Raw genomic sequence first — 16,235 nt, forward strand, 5'->3', positions numbered from 1 at the left:
GCCGGACAGCTTGGGGGTATCGGACAACCAGGCCAACTGCCCGTGCCGACGAGTACGGATCTTTCCTCTTCGCACAGCAATTACTGCTACAGAAGATCCACTTCCGCATTCTCAACCCCCCGTTAAACGGACCGACGATGCGGACATCTCCGCCCCTCCCCGGTCACGCAGGGCGAGGCTAAGTCCCGCAATGATCACCTGTCAACGGTTTGGGGCGAACCTGGTAGGCACGACCTCGGAGGAATGCCGGGACGTCGGGTTGGGCTGGGTGATAACTAACTGGCCCTGGGTGCACCACCGCTCGATTAGTCCAGTCCAGCACTCCGTTGACCTGCGCGAACCCCGATTTCGCCGAACGACGCCGCCATCGAGCCGGTCGGCTAATCGCTCGGGACGACCCGGCGTTCCTCCGCGAAGTGGCAGGCCGAGGCGTGCCGGGCCGGGCCGGTCGACTTCTGGAATTCCGGGGGGACTTCCAGCGGGGGGACGACCTCGGCACAGAGGTTCCGGGCCTTCCAGCAGCGGGTGCGGAACGGGCAGCCGGACGGCGGATCGGCGGGTGAGGGGACGTCGCCGGTGAGCAGGATCCGGTCCCGGTGGGCGCGGGCGTCCGGGTCCGGTACGGGGACGGCGGAGAGCAGGGCCTGGGTGTAGGGGTGGGTGGGGTGGTCGTAGATCTGCTCCTCGGTGCCGATCTCGGCGATCCGGCCCAGGTACATCACCGCGACCCGGTCGGAGATGTGCCGGACGACGGAGAGATCGTGCGCGATGAAGACGTAGGAGAGGTCGAACTCGTCCTGCAACTCCTCCAGGAGGTTGACCACTTGGGCCTGGACGGAGACGTCGAGCGCGGAGACCGGCTCGTCGGCGACGATGATCTCCGGGCGCAGGGCGAGGCCGCGGGCGATGCCGATGCGCTGGCGCTGGCCGCCGGAGAACTGATGCGGATAGCGGTTGACGTACTCGGGGTTGAGCCCCACCACCTCCAGGAGTTCCTGGACCTTGCGGCGGCGGTCCCGCTTGGGGGCCACCTCGGGGTGGATCTCGTACGGTTCGCCGATGATGTCGCCGACGGTCATCCGTGGGTTCAGGGAGGTGTAGGGGTCCTGGAAGACCATCTGGATGTTGCGGCGGACGGATCGCATCGCCCGGCCGGACAAGGTGGTGATGTCCTGGCCGTGGTAGCGGATCTGACCTGCCGTCGGACGCTCAAGGCCGACCAGCATCCTGGCGACCGTGGACTTGCCGCAGCCCGATTCGCCGACGATGCCGAGCGTTTCGCCCTTACGGAGATCGAAGGAGATGCCGTCCACGGCCTTGACCGCGCCGACTTGTTTCTTGAAGAGCACACCCTGGGTGAGGGGGAAGTGCCTGACCAGGTCGCGGACTTCGAGGAGGGGTTCGGGTTCGCCGGGTGCCGTCCCCGTTCCGGACAGGTCACCCGCTTCGGACAGGTCACCGGGCGCCATCGAGCGTCTCCTTCCAGAAGTGGCAGGCGCTGGTCCGGCCGGGGCCGACGTCGTAGAGCGGCGGGGGCGGATCGGTGCGGCAGATGTCCTGGGCGAGCGGGCAGCGCGGGTGGAAGGGGCAGCCCGGCGGGATGGCGGCCGGGCTGGGCGGCAGGCCCTTGATCGCGTACAGCCGTTGTCCCTTGTGGTCCAGCCGGGGGATGGAGTCCAGCAGGCCGCGGGTGTAGGGGTGGGCGGGCGCCCGGTAGAGCGGGTGGACGGGGGCGGTCTCGACGATCCGTCCCGCGTACATCACCGCGATGGTGTCGGCGACGTCCGCGACCACGCCCAGGTCGTGGGTGATCAGGATCAGCCCCATGGTGAGCTCCCGTTGGAGCTCCGCGAGCAGGTCCATCACCTGGGCCTGGACGGTGACGTCGAGGGCGGTGGTCGGCTCGTCCGCGATGATCAGGTCGGGCCCGAGGGCCAGCGCCATGGCGATCATGATGCGCTGGCGCATCCCGCCGGAGAACTGGTGCGGATAGTCGCCCACCCGCGCCCGGGCGGCGGGGATACCGACCCGCTCCATCAGTTCCACGGCCCGGCCGCGGGCCGCCCTACGGGACATCCCCTCATGGACCTGGAACATCTCCCCCAGTTGCGCCCCGACGCTGAGGACCGGGTTCAGCGCGGACAGCGCGTCCTGGAAGATCATCGCCATCTTGGCGCCGCGTACCCTGCGCCGTTCCTCCCCGCGCAGCGTCAGCAGATCGCGCCCCTGGAAGACGATCTCACCGCCGGTGACGTATCCGGGCGGCGAGTCCAGGATGCCCATCACGGCCTGTGCGGTGACGGACTTGCCGGAGCCGGACTCGCCGAGCACCGCCAGTGTCTGTCCCGGCGCCACGGTGTAGCTGACGCCGTTGACGGCCCTGGCGACGCCGTCCCGGGTACGGAACTCCACCCGCAGGTCCCGTACGTCGAGCAGGGCGGTGCCTGCGGGCGCGGCGGCGGTGCCCCCCGACTCCACGACACTGTTGGTCATCTGCCGTCTCCTCAGCGCAACTTGGGGTCGAGGGCGTCACGTACCGCGTCGCCGAGCATGATGAACGCCAGCACGGTGATGCTCAGCGCGCCGGCCGGCCACAGCAGCATGTGGGGTGCGCTGCGGATGTGGGTGGAGGCCGTGGAGATGTCGATTCCCCAGGAGACGGTGGGCGGCTTCAGGCCGGCGCCCAGGTACGACAGGGTGGCCTCCAGCGCGATGTACGTACCGAGCGCGATGGTGGCGACGACGATGACCGGAGCGACCGCGTTCGGCGCGATGTGCCGCAGCAGCAGCCGCCCGTTCCCGGCGCCCAGCGCCCGCGCGGCCTGTACGTAGTCGTTCTGTTTGGCGGTGACGACCGAGCCGCGGGCGATCCGGGCGATCTGCGGCCAGCCCAGCAGCACGATGAAGCCGACCACCGGCCACACCGTGCTGCTGGTGACGACGGACAGGAAGACCAGGCCGCCGAGGATCACCGGGATGCCGAAGAACACGTCCGCGAGCCGGGAGAGCAGAGTGTCCCACCAGGCGCCGAAGAAGCCGGCCAGCCCGCCGAGCAGGCTGCCGAGCAGTGCCACGCCGGCGGTGGCGCAGACGCCGACGGTGATGGAGGCGCGGGCCCCGTACACCACCCGGGTGTAGAGGTCCCGGCCCTGGGTGTCGAAGCCGAAGGGGTGGCCGGGCTGGGGGCCCTGCTGCGCCCTGGACAGGTCGGCGCGGTACGGGTTGCCGGTGGCGATCAGCTGCGGCCAGACCGCGATCACCAGCAGGAAGACGATGACCAGCGCGGAGACCACGAAGACCGGGTTGCGGCGCAGGTCGTGCCAGGCGTCGCTCCACAGGCTGCGCGGCTTGCCGAGCGGTACGCCGGCGGGCGGCCTCTCGCCCGGTGGCGGGGCGCCGGCCGGCCGTTCCAGCGACTCCGCCTCGCCGATGGCCAGCGCGGCGGTTCCGCCGTCACCGTGGCCGATGGCCTCCTTGGGGACGTAGGACCCGGGCTCCCCGGGGACGTGGGACCGGGGCTCCCTGGGGACGTAGGACTCAGGCATAGCGGATCCTCGGGTCGAGGACGGCGTACAGCAGGTCGACGAGGAGGTTCGCGGAGAGGAAGACCAGCACCAGGATCGTCACGAAGCCCACCACGGTCGGCGAATTCTGCCGGAGGATTCCCTGGTAGAGCTGGTATCCGACGCCATGGATATTGAAGATGCGCTCGGTGACGATCGCGCCGCCCATCAGGGCGCCGATATCGGTGCCGATGAAGGTGACGACGGGGATCAGCGAATTGCGCAGCAGATGGCGGCTGATGACGCGGTGTCGGGGCAGTCCCTTGGCGATGGCCGTTCGGACGTAGTCGGCGCGGGTGTTCTCCGCGATCGCGGTACGGGTCAGCCGCGTCACATACGCCAGCGAGACCAGCGCCAGCACCAGCCCCGGCAGCAGGAGTTCGTTGAACGGCGCCTCCGGGGCGACGGACGGCGCCGCCCACACCAGCCGCACCCCGAACACGAACTGCAGCAGATACCCGCTCACGAACGTCGGAACGGACACCACGATCAGCGACAGGAGCAACACCGTGGTGTCGATGCCCCGGCCGCGCCGCAGCCCGCTGAACAGGCCCAGAGCGATGCCCACCACGATCTCCATGACGATGGCGACGACGGTGAGCCGGAGCGTGACCGGGAACGCGGAGGCCATCAGTTCGGTGACCGGGCGGCCGTTGAACGCCGTGCCGAAATTCCCCTGGAAGATCTGCCCCATGTAATGCACGTACTGCCGCCACAGCGGCTGGTCGAGGTAGAGGTCACGGCGGATCTGCGCGGCGGTGGCGGGGTCCGGCGCCCGGTCGCCGAACATCGCGGCGACCGGGTCACCGAGCGCGTACACCATGAAGAAGATGAGGAAGGTACTGCCGACGAACACCGGGACCATTTGCAGCAGTCGCCGGACCACATAACGTCCCATGGCGTCTCCAGCCTCCCTCCTGTGCTGCTGCTCCAGTTCACTGTGATCTTGTTGTAGTCAGTTCACCTTGATCTCGTTGTAGACCGGCACACCGAACGCGTTCAGCGCCACGTTGCTGATCCGTTCGGAGTAACCGCAACTGCCGTTCTGGTACCACAGCGGAATTCCGGGCATCTGCTGAGCCAGGATCCGCTCCGCATCCTGGAACTTCTTGACTGCCGCACCGATGTCCGTCGCCCCATTGGCCTCATTCACCAGCCGGTCGAATGCGGAGTCGCTGAACTTTCCGTCGTTGGAGGATCCGTTGCTGTAGTACAGCGGCTGCAGAAAGTTCTGGATCAGCGGGTAGTCCATCTGCCAGCCCGCCCGGAACGGCCCGGGCATCGTCCTCGCCGTGATCTTGTTACGGAAATCGGCGAAGGTACCGACCGGGTTCCCCACACAGGCGTTGTCGTCCCGCAGTGCCCTGTTCACGCTGTTGCAGAGCGCGTCCACCCAGTCCTTGTGCGATCCGGTGTCCCCGTTGTACGTGACCGACATCCGCCCACCAGGAATTCCGCCCCCCTCCTTGATCAGCCGTCGCGCCCCGGCCGCGTCGAACACACAGGCATCCCCGCACAGCCCCGCCTGATAGCCGCCGGCCGCGCCCAGCACCGGTGACGTCCAGTCCGTCGCCGGTGTCCGCGTCTTCTGAAAAATCTCCTTGGTGATCTCTTCCCGATCAATCGCCATGGAAATACCACGCCGGACCTTCTCCATCCCCGGTCGCGACCACCGCCGGTCGTACAGCGGAAAGGTAAGCGTCTGAATGATCCCCGCCGGCTGATTGATATACCGGTCCCCCAGATCAATCTTCACATTCCGCAGCTGCGACGCCGGAACATCATCCACCAGATCAAGATTCCCCGCCTGAAGATCCGTGTAAGCGGTGTTGTTGTCCGTGTAGACCCGCAGATCGACCCCACCGTTCCGGGCCGGATCCCGCCCCGGATACTTCCCCCACTTCCGCATCCTCAGCACGGACCCCTTCTCGTACGAGTCCACGAGGTACGGCCCGTTCCCGACGGGCTTCGACAGCCAGCCGTCATGGTCCCTGAAGAACGCCCGGGGCAACGGCATGAAGGCCGAATATCCCAGCGTGTCCGGCCAGCTGGAGAACTTCTGGTTCAACGTGACGGTAAAGGTCCGCTCATCCTTCACCGCCAGCCCCGAAAGCGTCTTGGCAGTAGCCCGCCCACCCTCCGGATGAACCTTCCCAAAGCCCTCGATATACGCGAAGAACGACGCGTTCTTCTGCCTGTTGTCCAGCAGCGCACCGTAATTCCAGGCATCCACGAACGACCGGGCGGTGACCTTCTCCCCGTCACTGAAGCTCCACCCGGGCTTCAGCGTGACCGTGAAATGCCGCGAATCCTCCGTCTCGATCCGCTCCGCGATCACATTCTCGGCTTCCCCCGTCTTCGGGTTGTACCGCTTCAGCCCCCGGAACAGCATGTCCAGCACCTTGCCGCCCTGGACCTCGTTCGTATTCGCCGGCTCCAGCGGATTCTGCGGATCCCCCCAGGACGCGCTCACCACCCCGGACCGCGCGGCACTCCCCCCACCACACCCCGAGGCCAGCAGGACGGCAGCGGCAGCGGCAGCCGCGGCGCATACCCCCCACTTCACGCGCGCGGCCGCTCCACGCATGACGCCTCCTCAGCTCCGGACTCCGGGACCACACGTAGCCACAGGGGCCACACGTAGCCCACATCAGAGCCCAGCCCCGGGCGTGCCGCACCCCGACACCGGCCAGGCGAGCGATCACCCGGTGAGCGCGCCCTCCCTCAGCCGTCGCCGAGACGGCCGAACTCACCCACCTTCACGGCCCGGATGAACGCGCGCAGCGCGGGCCGAGAGGTGCTGATGACCATCTCCGGGCGTTTGCTGTCGCGGACGTACAGCTCGCCTGCGGTGTCGGCAGCCACTTCGACGCAGGTATCGGACCCCGCTTCGCTGAAGCTGGATTTCTGCCACCTGAGCTGAGACATAGACGCCTCCCCTAATCCCGGACGAGGTGGCCAAGCTCGCCCGCCCTCACCGCACGGATCAACGAGCAGAACGCGGGCCGGGAGGTAGTGATGACTATGTCCGGGCGTTTGCTGTCCCGGAGGTACGGGACGCCGGTGACATCGACAGCAACTTCGACGCAATGGTCGGAACCGGCCTCGCTGAAGCTGGACTTCTGCCACGTGAGTCGAGACATGCACGCCTTCCTACAGCAGGGGGTACAAGAGTCGCTGGATCAGCCCCAGCGAGTCCTTTGCCGAGTGCGCCTCGGGTCGGACCTCAGCATCGACCGGAGGCAGTGCCATTTCGCTCAGATTAGCGAACCACCTGTTGTACCTGTCGAGCGAGTCCACGTCACCCAGGTACAGCGACTTCTCGATATGGGGCACGACGACAGTGCCCAGTTCCGCCACCTTGGGCTCGATCAGGTTGAAGGGCGTACCGAAGGGCACCGCGCCATCGAAGGGCAATACCTGAATCGTCACGTGAGGAAGACGCGAGGCTTCGATCAGCCGAAGCAACTGATCGCGCATCATCTCGCGGCTGCCGAACCTCGCATGCAGCGCCGCCTCGTGGATGATCGCGTGATAGCGCGGCGGCGCCTCGCCGTGCAGCACGCCTTGGCGCCTCAGCCGGAACTCGCTCTCCAACTCCTGTCTCTCGGGCGACGGGCGGACATAGCCACCCTTGAAGTTGGCAGTGCCATACGCCTCGGTTTGCAGCAGCATCGGCACGAACATCGGCTCGTAATTGACGATCCGCTCAGCCCCGGCCTCCAGCTCTGCAATGTCGAGAAACGACGGCCTGATGCGGTCCCGATAGACGCTCCACCAGCCTTTGCCTGATCGCTGCCCCAGCTCCAGCAACGCGTCAACGTAGGTTGAAGATACTCCACTTACCCTCCCCGCGAGCCTACGTAGCCGCTCCTCCGACAGGCTGGTGCGCCCCGCCTCCACGCTGCTGATGTGCGACTGCTGCATGCCCATCACGGCGGCACTCTCCCCCACCGACAGACCCGCTCGTTCGCGCAGCTTGCGAACCTCTGCACCGAACCGCCGTTGACGATAAGTGGGCTTGACCCTCAGTCCCATGCGTCCCTCCCTGACTACAGATCAGCAGTATCCCGTAACTCACCGACTTTCAAGGGAGGTTGTGGATAGGCAACCAATGTCGCTACCTTGAGTGTGTCGCCAGTCACACGGCGCCACGCACCACAGCCATGCCGGAAGCGCACCGCCCTGCGCGCGCAGGACCCGGGGGCGGCAGGCCACCGGCAGGCGTATCCCACTCCGCTCCCCCTCCACACCACCGCCCGGAGGTTGCCGTGCGCAACACCGAAGACCGCTGGTCCTACGGCCTGTTCATCCCCCACGACGCGCGCGCCGCAGCCGTCGTACGAGCCACCATCCGCAGCATCCTCAAGGCCACCCGCCTCGACTGCATCGCGGACACGACCGAGCTGCTCGTATCCGAGCTGATCACGAACGCGTACCGCTACTCCCTCACCGACGCGTACGTCAGCGTGGACCGCACGCCCGAGCATGTCCGTGTCGCCGTCTGGGACACCGGACCCGGCACGCCCGGGCCGGTCGCGGCCGGGGCCGAGAACGAGCAGGGCCGGGGGCTGAGCCTGGTGGCCGCCTGTGCCGACGACTGGGGCGTGGACGATTACGCCGACCTGGCCGAGGGAGTCACCGGCAAGGCGGTCTGATTCACCGTCTCCCCGAAGCCCAACTGGCCTACGTGCTGAGGGATACGATGTCGACACGGACCGTAAGCGGATCACACCGGCTCCATCGCGGTCGGCCCCGAACGGAGTTCCACCATGAGCGCGCAGCCTGACCCCTACGCGAATCCCGGCCACTACAGCGATGTGGACCCGGAGAAGGCACTGAAGTACGCCGTCCAACACATCAAGGGTGATCGCGCACAGATCATCGAAGGAGTGATCGAGCCCGTGTCGCCGTCCTGGGACCACGAGAACGTCGGCGATTCCATCCGCGCACAGATCGCACCCAGGGTCCGCGATCTCGGTTGCATCTCCGGTTCCGGGAATCTCGACCTGCCCGGCTCCGCCAACTGGTACGTACCCGACCTCGCCGTCGTCCCTCGTGACCTGGCCAAAGGTGGAGAAGCACTCCTCCCCAACCAGACCCTCCTCGTGGTCGAGGTGACCTCAGACTCGAACGCCGAGACCGACCGCGTCGCCAAACGGAAGCGCTACGCGGAGTACGGTGCGCCGCTCTACCTGCTCGTCGACCGGCAGGAGCGGAGCTGCACGCTGTTCGCCGAGCCCGGGCAGCTCGGCTACACCCACGTCGAAGGGCCGCACCCCTTCGGGACGCCGATCACCCTGCCCGAGCCCTTCGGCTTGGTGCTGGACACCAGCGAGCTCTAGCCAGGATGAGACAGGGCAGGTGGGCGAGCCCCGAAGACCTGCGGGCGGCCCTCCGGCAGATCGCCCCGGATGCCGTGCCGGCCTTCGACGCCGAACGCGTCGTGGCACTGCGGGAGGCCCGTGAGCGGATCAGCTCGGCACCGATGAGGCGCTTCGTCGGCCAGTGGGCCGTCTATGTCGCGCTGTGGCGGCACCCTGAGCGTGCCGCTCGGCTCCATGCCCTCGAAGTGCGCTCCGCCGAGACGGACAGCCTCGAAGAGGCACGCTCCCTCGTCACCGAGATCGGCCGGATTCTCCGTGACGCGTGCATCGAGGCCAACGTCATCGAGGCCAACGTCGAAGAGCCCTGACCGCCGCCCCTTGCAGGGCAGGCGGCCAGGGCTCCGAACGGGCCGGTAGGCCCAAGCCTCAGGCCAGGCGCAGTGGTCAGCGCTTGGCGCGGGACGCGGTGCGGCCGCGCTCCTTCTGGTCGAGGACGACCTTGCGGATGCGCACGGCCTCCGGGGTCACCTCGACGCACTCGTCGTCACGGCAGAACTCCAGGGACTGCTCGAGCGACAGCTTGCGCGGCGGGACGATCGCCTCGAAGGAGTCGGCGGAGGAGGAGCGCATGTTGGTGAGCTTCTTCTCCTTGGTGATGTTGACGTCCATGTCGTCGGCGCGGGAGTTCTCGCCGACGATCATGCCCTCGTACACCTCGGTGCCCGGGTCGGTGAAGAGCACACCGCGCTCCTGGAGGTTCGTCATCGCGAAGGCGGTGACGGCACCGGCGCGGTCGGCGACCAGCGAGCCGTTGTTACGGGTCTTCAGCTCGCCGAACCACGGCTCGTGGCCCTCGTGGATGGAGTGCGCGATGCCCGTACCGCGGGTGTTGGTCAGGAACTCCGTACGGAAGCCGATCAGGCCGCGGGACGGGACGACGAACTCCATGCGGACCCAGCCGGAGCCGTGGTTGGACATGTTGTCCATCCGGCCCTTGCGGGTGCCCATGAGCTGGGTGACGGCGCCCATGTGCTCCTCGGGCACGTCGACCGTGAGGCGCTCGACGGGCTCGTAGGTCTTGCCGTCGACCTGCTTGGTGACCACCTGCGGCTTGCCGATGGTCATCTCGAAGCCCTCGCGGCGCATCTGCTCGACCAGGATGGCCAGCGCCAGCTCACCGCGGCCCTGCACCTCCCAGGCGTCGGGGCGCTCGGTGTCCAGGACGCGCAGCGAGACGTTACCGATCAGCTCGCGCTCCAGGCGGTCCTTGACCTGGCGGGCGGTGACCTTGCGGTCCTTGACCGCGGCCTTGGCGTCCGCGCCCTTGCCGGTGCCGCCACGGCCGACCAGCGGCGAGGTGTTGGTACCGATGGTCATGGAGATCGCCGGCTCGTCGACCGTGATCAGCGGCAGCGCGATCGGGTTCTCGGGGTCGGCGAGGGTCTCACCGATCATGATGTCGGGGATGCCGGCGACGGCGCAGATGTCGCCCGGGCCTGCCACCTCGGCGGGCTTGCGGGTGAGGGCCTCGGTCATCATCAGCTCGGTGATGCGGACGTTGGCGATCGAGCCGTCGCGCTTGATCCAGGCGACGGTCTGGCCCTTGCGCAGCTCGCCCTGCTCGACGCGGAGCAGCGCGATACGGCCGAGGAAGTTGTCCGCGTCGAGGTTGGTGACGTGGGCCTGGAGCGGCGCGTCCTCCTCGTACGTCGGGGCCGGGACGTGCTCCAGGATCGTGGAGAAGAACGGCTCCAGGTTGGTGGAGTCGGCCGGGACGGTGCCGTCCTCGGGCTTGGTGAGGGACGCGATGCCGTCACGGCCGCAGGCGTAGACGATCGGGAACTCGATCTGGTCCTCGTCCGCGTCCAGGTCGAGGAAGAGGTCGTAGGTCTCGTTGACGACCTCGTCGATGCGGGAGTCCGGACGGTCCGTCTTGTTGATGCACAGGATGACCGGCTTCCGCTGCTGGAGCGCCTTGCGGAGCACGAAGCGGGTCTGCGGGAGCGGACCCTCGGAGGCGTCGACGAGGAGGACGACCGCGTCGACCATCGACAGACCGCGCTCGACCTCGCCGCCGAAGTCGGCGTGGCCGGGGGTGTCGATGATGTTGATCGTGATCGGGGCCCCGCCGTCCTTGGGGTGGTACTTCACCGCCGTGTTCTTGGCGAGGATCGTGATGCCCTTCTCACGCTCCAGGTCGTTCGAGTCCATGACGCGGTCGTCGACCGACTCGAGCTGGTGCGCGGCGAAGGCGCCGGCCTGCTTGAGCATGGCGTCGACGATGGTCGTCTTGCCGTGGTCGACGTGGGCGACGATGGCGACGTTACGAATGTCGTGGCGCGTGGGCATACTGCGGCGCTTCTCCCGGAATCGTGGATGGCTACGCGTACGGCCTGGTACGCGCGCCCGCCGGGCTTGAAAAGGCCACGGCCTCACCCCATGGTACGGGGCCGGGGCGACAATGGCCGCCCCAGCCCGTCTCCAGCGCCGCTGACCTGCGGTTTCTTACCAATTGTTGGCTTTTGCGCGACCCCTTCTCCAGGCGTTCTCCAGGTGGCGGCCACTTCTCTCCGGGTGGCGGCTACTTCTCTCCAGGTCTCGGCTACTTCTCTCGAGGTGGCGGCTACTTCTTGTAACCGATGTCCTGGAAGCGGGGCGTGGTGAACCCGAAGGCACCGACGTTGGCCAGCGACTTCCTGGTGGCGACCAGCTCGGGCCGCTGGTAGAGCGGGACCGATCCGGCGGCCGCCCAGATCCGGGCGTCGGCCTGGTCCATCAGCGTGCGCGCGGAGCTCTCGTCCAGCTCGCCGGCGGCCTGGTCGAAGAGCTGGTCGATGTGGTCGGTGCCGACCCGGGTGTAGTTCTGCTCGACGGTCAGCGAGCCGTCCGGCGCGGGCTGCGGTTTGGCGTAGATCGGGCGGGCGTCGGTCGCCGGGTAGGCGGTGCCGGGCCAGGAGTACAGCGCCAGGTCGAAGTCCCCGGAGGCGATGTGGTCCTGGAAGTAGCTGGCGTCGGAGACCCGCTGGACGGAGGTCTGCACGCCGATCCTGGCGAGCATGGCCGCGATCCGCCGGCCGACGGTGCGCAGCTGCTGGGATCCGGCACCGTCGGGGAGCACGAAGCGCAGGGTGAGCGGCTTGCCGTTCTTCTTGACGGTGCCGGCCCGGACCACCGTGTCGTCGGCGGGCCGCCGGGCGGCCTGCGCGGCCGCACCGAGGGCGCGCTCGGCGGCGGCATGCCGGGCGCCCGGGTGACCGCCGGCTCCCGGCAGGCCCGCGGCCTGCCCGGTCTCGATCCGGGCGGCCGCGCGCAGCGCCCGTGCCGCACGCTTCCGGTAGCGCTTGTACTTGGCGTACGCGGCGGACTTCTTGTCGCCGCCCGCCTTCTCCTTCGCGTGGGCGGCCGCCTCCTTGTAGAACACGGCGCTCTGCCGGAGCAGGGCGGCCTGCTGGACCTCGGAGCCGACCGCGCCGAGGAACGACAGCGGGGCCTCGGCGGCGGCGGGGCGGCTGCCCTCGTAGCGGCCGTCCCTGGCGGGTACGCCGGCGTGCCCGGTGTGCCCGGTGTGCCCGGCGTGGCCGGTCACGGGGTGTCCGGGGCCGGGACGGTGGGCGCCGGCGTCACCGCCCGCGGCACGGACCGCGCCGCCCTCGCCGTCCCCGCCGTCCCCGCCGGAGCTGTGGTACCCGCCGTCGGCCCGCTCGCCGAAGGAGCCGTCCCCGAACCGTTCGCCGTGCGCCGCACCGCCGGAGCGGTTCCGGGACGAGCCCTCGCCGTTCCCGTCCCGGGAGTCCGCGGCGTGCCCGGAGCGTCCGGAGTGCCCGGAGACCCCGGTGCCGCCGGAGTGCCCGGAGACCCCGAAGTCGTCGACCCCGCGCCAGACGCCCGGTGCCGGTGCGCCGGCCTTCTCCCCGGCCTTCTCCCCGGCCTGCTGGCGGTCCCCGCCGTCGGCTTTCCAGCCGGCGTCCGCGAGCAGCGCCTTGACGGCCTCCGCGTCCTGGTCGCCGAGCGCGTCGCTGTGGTCCTCGTAGCCGGACTGCCCGGCCAGCAGCAGATGGCTGCCGACCGCCCGGGACGGCAGGTCGAGCGGCTTGAGGACGGTGTCGGCGAGGGCCTGCCGGTCGATGGCCCGGGCCACCGCGCGGCGCACCCGGTCATCGGCGAGCGGGCCGCTGCTGCCGTTGAGGGCGAGCTGGGTGTAGGCGGGTTCGAGGGCCTTGTGGACGGTGTAGCCGCGCAGCGCGGCGTCCTCCCCGGCGGCGCCGGGGCCCGTAAGGCCGGCTCCGGCGCCCGTACGGCCCGCGGCCCGGTCGCCGTCGCCCGGAGGACCCGCGTTGCCGGCCCCGGCCTTACGGGACGCGCCGGACCCGGAGCCGGACCCGGCGGCGGAGACGACCCGCTGCGCGACGCCCGGGTCGACCGCGGCGATGTCCACGCTCCCGGCCGCCAGTGCCGCGGCCCGTTTGTCGCCCGGCAGCGCCTCCAGCACGATCGTGTGGAGCTTGGCGGGCGCGCCCCACCACTTCGGGTTCCGGGCGAGGACGATCCGTCCCCGCTTGGTGTCCCGCTGCTGGACGAGGAACGGGCCCGCGCCGACCGTGAGTCGCTCGCGGGCCCGATCGTTGAAGGCGTTGGCGTCGCCCATCACGCTCTTGGGGTAGAGGGGGGTGAACAGGGACCGCCAGTCGGCGTACGGCCGGGCGAAGGTGACCTTGACCTCGCGCGGGCCCGCGCCCTGCTCAACCTTGCCGATCCGGTCGTAACCGGCGTTCCGGGCGGTCCAGTACGCGCTGTCCTTGCCGCGCAGCGCCGTCCACTGGGCGATGAAGTCCGCGGCGGTGACGGGTGTGCCGTCGCTCCACCGCGCCTTGGGGTTGATCGTGTACGTGACGACCTGCTTGGGGTCGCGGGCGCTGATGTCCGCGGCGTCGAGGTAGTCGGCGTTGCGCTGCGGTGCGCCATGGGCGTCGAGGGTGAACATGCTGGGCAGCACGGCGCCGGCGATCCGGGTGGTGGCCGCGTCGGCGTCGGCCTGGAAGGCGTTGAAGGTGCCGGGCATCGCGTCGATCGCCCAGCGCAGGGTGCCGCCGTCCCGGAGGTCGCCGCGGGGCGCCGGGGCGATGTCCTGGAACTCGGTGGCGGTCGCCTCCCGGCCGCCGTCGTCGCCGCATCCGGTCAGAACCGGCAGCGGGAGGAGCACCCCCGCCGCGACGAGTGCGGCGATACGGCGTCCAGGTCGCGGGTGAGCACGGGCCGGGCGGGCGGGCTTGTCGTGGTCGGTCATGGCTGTTACCTCCGGGCTCGCCCGCGTCGTGCCGCTGTCCGCTCCCTCGCCGGCGCGCCGGGTTCCCCCCGGCCCACCACACGTTCGGCCGACTTTCCACGTTCGGCCGACTTTGCGGCTCATCACATCTATGGGCCCCTACTGAAGGCGACCGCCCAGCGCCCGGCGGCCCGACACGTCGGAGGGGCTGCCAAGGTCACCCGCCTGGCCCTGTCCGCCGCCTCCCAGGACCGTCTCCCGGGGCCGCTCGGCGGGTCCGCATACGCACGTACATCCGCTCCGGCCCGTACCGTCGTTCGATCCGCGCCGTTGCGGGCGGTTGCCGGAACGCACCGGTTCGAGTCGTAATCGCGCCTGCCCCCTTCCCAAGGCCTACTGTGACGCGCGACACTCTCGGGCGCATGAGATCGCCCACCACACTTCAAAAGTGAGGGCACGTGACATGTCCCTTCAGGACGAACTGACCGCGGTGGAACGCAACCTGGACGACCTGGTCCGGTCGGTGGGCAGGCTGGAGACCCGGCTCGGCACGCGCGGCCTGGACATCCGCCGGGTGCGCACCGACACGGACCATCTGCGCGAGAGCGTCGCCCTGCTGAGACAGAGCGCCGCCGCCGGGCCGCCGGGCGGTCGTCTGGGCGCGCAGACGCCGGAGGTGCCGGAGGTGGTGCAGATCCCCGACGCCCCGTACGACGCGAAGCTCTGGACGGACGCCGATGACGAGGGGCTCGGCTCCCGTAACGGCCATGCGCCCTAGGGGACTTCGTCCCCGGCCCCTCGGGGGAATCCTGTGTCCCTTCGGGGGAATCCTGTGTTCCCTTGACGGAATCCTCTATTCCTCCGGGGGAATTCACCCGGCCTCTGGGGGAGATCCCCTGGCCTTCGGGGGGATCCCTGGGGGATGTTCCCTAGGGGATGCCCTCGCCCCACTCAGACCCCTACCCCGTTGCCGCATCGAGCAGCCGCCCCGACGGAGTGTCCGCCGGAGTCGTCGTCGTACTCGGCGGAGTGTGTCGCCTACGTGACCGCGTAGGCGACGTACGTGCCCGAGTACCCGAGTACCCGAGTACCCGAGTACCCGAGTACCCGAGTACCCGAGTATGCGACGTACTTGACGGAGCATTCCGTTCGGAGCGTGCCTTTCACGGAGACCGACGTTGGCCACTGGCATCGAACCCTCACCGCAGCCGACCGCGACCGGTGTGCACACCGCCTCGCGCGCCGCCATTCCCGCCCGCCACCTGCGGACCGACCGCTGGTGGCTGGCGCCGGCCGGCACCGCCGCCGGGCTGCTCGCGTTCGTCGTCTATTCGACCTGGCGGGCGTTCGCGAACGCCGACTACTACGACGCCCCGTACGTCTCGCCGTTCTACTCGCCGTGCCTGGCGCAGAACTGCGAGACGATGCGGGGCGGGCCCAACTGGGAGATCTTCGGGAGCTGGTGGGGCCTGTCCCCCGCCCTGCTGATCCTGATCTTCCCGCTGGGCTTCCGGCTGACCTGCTACTACTACCGCAAGGCCTACTACCGGGGCTTCTGGGCCTCGCCGCCGGCCTGCGCGGTCGCCGAGCCGCACAAGAAGTACACCGGTGAGACCCGCTTCCCGCTGATCCTGCAGAACATCCACCGCTACTTCTTCTACTTCGCGGTGCTGGTCGCCGGTGTGCTCACCTTCGACACCGCGCTCACCTTCCGCGACGAGCACTACCAGTGGGGCCATATGGGCCTGGGAAGCCTGGTGTTCCTCGTCAACATCGTGCTGATCTGGACGTACACCCTCTCCTGCCACTCCTGCCGGCACATCGTCGGCGGCCGACTGCGGCACTTCTCGAAGCACCCGGTGCGCTACCGGCTGTGGGGCTGGGTCGGCAAGCTCAACGAGCGGCACATGCTGCTCGCCTGGTCCTCACTGATCAGCGTGGCACTGGCGGACTTCTACGTCTTCCTGCTGGCCACCGGGGCCTTCGACGACCCCCGCTTCTTCTGACCACCGACGACAACACACCGACAACGACACACACCGACAACGACGCACCGACAACAACAGCACAGCGACGACGACT

Annotated in this window: 15 protein-coding genes; 5 read left to right on the top strand and 10 right to left on the bottom strand. The window is 68.9% G+C overall.

Annotated features, from left to right (window positions below):
* Nucleotides 1-380: 380 nt before the first annotated feature.
* From ACFY12_RS02855 to ACFY12_RS02890, 8 genes are all read right to left on the bottom strand, one after another.
* Complete coding sequence (locus ACFY12_RS02855) at nucleotides 381-1,469, bottom strand: ABC transporter ATP-binding protein (protein WP_390713900.1); 1,089 nt, start codon at nucleotides 1,467-1,469, stop codon at nucleotides 381-383.
* Complete coding sequence (locus tag ACFY12_RS02860) at nucleotides 1,456-2,493, bottom strand: ABC transporter ATP-binding protein (RefSeq protein ID WP_390713901.1); 1,038 nt, start codon at nucleotides 2,491-2,493, stop codon at nucleotides 1,456-1,458. The genes ACFY12_RS02855 and ACFY12_RS02860 overlap by 14 nt, the downstream gene beginning before the upstream one ends.
* Nucleotides 2,494-2,504: 11 nt before the next feature.
* Nucleotides 2,505-3,545, bottom strand: a complete 1,041-nt coding sequence (locus ACFY12_RS02865; RefSeq protein WP_390713902.1) for an ABC transporter permease — start codon at nucleotides 3,543-3,545, stop codon at nucleotides 2,505-2,507.
* On the bottom strand, nucleotides 3,538-4,461 hold the full coding sequence (locus ACFY12_RS02870) for an ABC transporter permease (protein WP_390713903.1): 924 nt from the start codon (nucleotides 4,459-4,461) through the stop codon (nucleotides 3,538-3,540). The genes ACFY12_RS02865 and ACFY12_RS02870 overlap by 8 nt, the downstream gene beginning before the upstream one ends.
* A 57-nt stretch (nucleotides 4,462-4,518) precedes the next feature.
* Nucleotides 4,519-6,150, bottom strand: a complete 1,632-nt coding sequence (locus ACFY12_RS02875) for an ABC transporter substrate-binding protein (protein WP_390713904.1) — start codon at nucleotides 6,148-6,150, stop codon at nucleotides 4,519-4,521.
* A gap of 137 nt (nucleotides 6,151-6,287) precedes the next feature.
* Nucleotides 6,288-6,491 (bottom strand): DUF397 domain-containing protein, encoded by a 204-nt coding sequence (locus tag ACFY12_RS02880; protein ID WP_390713905.1) that lies wholly within the window; start codon nucleotides 6,489-6,491, stop codon nucleotides 6,288-6,290.
* Between the two features lie 11 nt (nucleotides 6,492-6,502).
* On the bottom strand, nucleotides 6,503-6,706 hold the full coding sequence (locus ACFY12_RS02885; protein ID WP_390713906.1) for a DUF397 domain-containing protein: 204 nt from the start codon (nucleotides 6,704-6,706) through the stop codon (nucleotides 6,503-6,505).
* Nucleotides 6,707-6,716: 10 nt separating this feature from the next.
* Nucleotides 6,717-7,601, bottom strand: a complete 885-nt coding sequence (locus ACFY12_RS02890) for a Scr1 family TA system antitoxin-like transcriptional regulator (protein WP_390713907.1) — start codon at nucleotides 7,599-7,601, stop codon at nucleotides 6,717-6,719.
* Nucleotides 7,602-7,834: 233 nt separating this feature from the next.
* On the opposite strand from ACFY12_RS02890, the gene ACFY12_RS02895 reads away from it, so the two are divergent.
* The 3 genes from ACFY12_RS02895 to ACFY12_RS02905 all read left to right on the top strand — a co-directional run bounded on the left by ACFY12_RS02895 (nucleotide 7,835) and on the right by ACFY12_RS02905 (nucleotide 9,258).
* The gene (locus tag ACFY12_RS02895; RefSeq protein WP_390713908.1) at nucleotides 7,835-8,221 is read left to right on the top strand and encodes an ATP-binding protein; all 387 of its coding nucleotides are present in this window, start codon (nucleotides 7,835-7,837) and stop codon (nucleotides 8,219-8,221) included.
* A gap of 114 nt (nucleotides 8,222-8,335) precedes the next feature.
* Entirely contained in the window at nucleotides 8,336-8,908 is a 573-nt protein-coding gene (locus ACFY12_RS02900; protein ID WP_390713909.1) for a Uma2 family endonuclease, read from the top strand.
* Nucleotides 8,909-8,913: 5 nt separating this feature from the next.
* Complete coding sequence (locus ACFY12_RS02905) at nucleotides 8,914-9,258, top strand: DUF6247 family protein (RefSeq protein ID WP_390713910.1); 345 nt, start codon at nucleotides 8,914-8,916, stop codon at nucleotides 9,256-9,258.
* Nucleotides 9,259-9,334: 76 nt separating this feature from the next.
* On the opposite strand, the gene typA is transcribed toward ACFY12_RS02905, so the two are convergent.
* Together typA and ACFY12_RS02915 are read right to left on the bottom strand one after the other, a co-directional pair.
* Nucleotides 9,335-11,239: a translational GTPase TypA gene (gene typA, locus ACFY12_RS02910; RefSeq protein ID WP_390713911.1), complete on the bottom strand. Its 1,905-nt coding sequence runs from the start codon at nucleotides 11,237-11,239 to the stop codon at nucleotides 9,335-9,337.
* Nucleotides 11,240-11,513: 274 nt separating this feature from the next.
* Nucleotides 11,514-14,174: an ABC transporter substrate-binding protein gene (locus ACFY12_RS02915; protein WP_390713912.1), complete on the bottom strand. Its 2,661-nt coding sequence runs from the start codon at nucleotides 14,172-14,174 to the stop codon at nucleotides 11,514-11,516.
* 442 nt (nucleotides 14,175-14,616) lie between these two features.
* On the opposite strand from ACFY12_RS02915, the gene ACFY12_RS02920 reads away from it, so the two are divergent.
* Nucleotides 14,617-14,931 (top strand): hypothetical protein, encoded by a 315-nt coding sequence (locus tag ACFY12_RS02920; protein ID WP_390714352.1) that lies wholly within the window; start codon nucleotides 14,617-14,619, stop codon nucleotides 14,929-14,931.
* A 400-nt stretch (nucleotides 14,932-15,331) separates the two neighbouring features.
* Nucleotides 15,332-16,159 carry a hypothetical protein gene (locus ACFY12_RS02925; protein ID WP_390713913.1) on the top strand — a complete coding sequence of 276 codons (828 nt, stop codon included), beginning with the start codon at nucleotides 15,332-15,334 and terminating at the stop codon, nucleotides 16,157-16,159.
* Nucleotides 16,160-16,235: the final 76 nt, after the last annotated feature.

The organism is Streptomyces sp. NPDC001339, assembly GCF_042895955.1.
Taxonomy (GTDB): Bacteria; Actinomycetota; Actinomycetes; order Streptomycetales; family Streptomycetaceae; genus Streptomyces.

Excerpts from the sequence above, each read along its gene's own strand:
- ACFY12_RS02885 (WP_390713906.1), bottom strand. The coding sequence starts at position 6,706 with ATGTCTCGACTCACGTGGCAGAAGTCCAGCTTCAGCGAGGCCGGTTCC.
- typA (WP_390713911.1), bottom strand. The coding sequence starts at position 11,239 with ATGCCCACGCGCCACGACATTCGTAACGTCGCCATCGTCGCCCACGTC.
- ACFY12_RS02915 (WP_390713912.1), bottom strand. The coding sequence starts at position 14,174 with ATGACCGACCACGACAAGCCCGCCCGCCCGGCCCGTGCTCACCCGCGA.
- ACFY12_RS02900 (WP_390713909.1), top strand. The coding sequence starts at position 8,336 with ATGAGCGCGCAGCCTGACCCCTACGCGAATCCCGGCCACTACAGCGAT.
- ACFY12_RS02880 (WP_390713905.1), bottom strand. The coding sequence starts at position 6,491 with ATGTCTCAGCTCAGGTGGCAGAAATCCAGCTTCAGCGAAGCGGGGTCC.
- ACFY12_RS02890 (WP_390713907.1), bottom strand. The coding sequence starts at position 7,601 with ATGGGACTGAGGGTCAAGCCCACTTATCGTCAACGGCGGTTCGGTGCA.
- ACFY12_RS02865 (WP_390713902.1), bottom strand. The coding sequence starts at position 3,545 with ATGCCTGAGTCCTACGTCCCCAGGGAGCCCCGGTCCCACGTCCCCGGG.
- ACFY12_RS02855 (WP_390713900.1), bottom strand. The coding sequence starts at position 1,469 with ATGGCGCCCGGTGACCTGTCCGAAGCGGGTGACCTGTCCGGAACGGGG.
- ACFY12_RS02875 (WP_390713904.1), bottom strand. The coding sequence starts at position 6,150 with ATGCGTGGAGCGGCCGCGCGCGTGAAGTGGGGGGTATGCGCCGCGGCT.
- ACFY12_RS02860 (WP_390713901.1), bottom strand. The coding sequence starts at position 2,493 with ATGACCAACAGTGTCGTGGAGTCGGGGGGCACCGCCGCCGCGCCCGCA.
- ACFY12_RS02920 (WP_390714352.1), top strand. The coding sequence starts at position 14,617 with ATGTCCCTTCAGGACGAACTGACCGCGGTGGAACGCAACCTGGACGAC.
- ACFY12_RS02870 (WP_390713903.1), bottom strand. The coding sequence starts at position 4,461 with ATGGGACGTTATGTGGTCCGGCGACTGCTGCAAATGGTCCCGGTGTTC.
- ACFY12_RS02905 (WP_390713910.1), top strand. The coding sequence starts at position 8,914 with ATGAGACAGGGCAGGTGGGCGAGCCCCGAAGACCTGCGGGCGGCCCTC.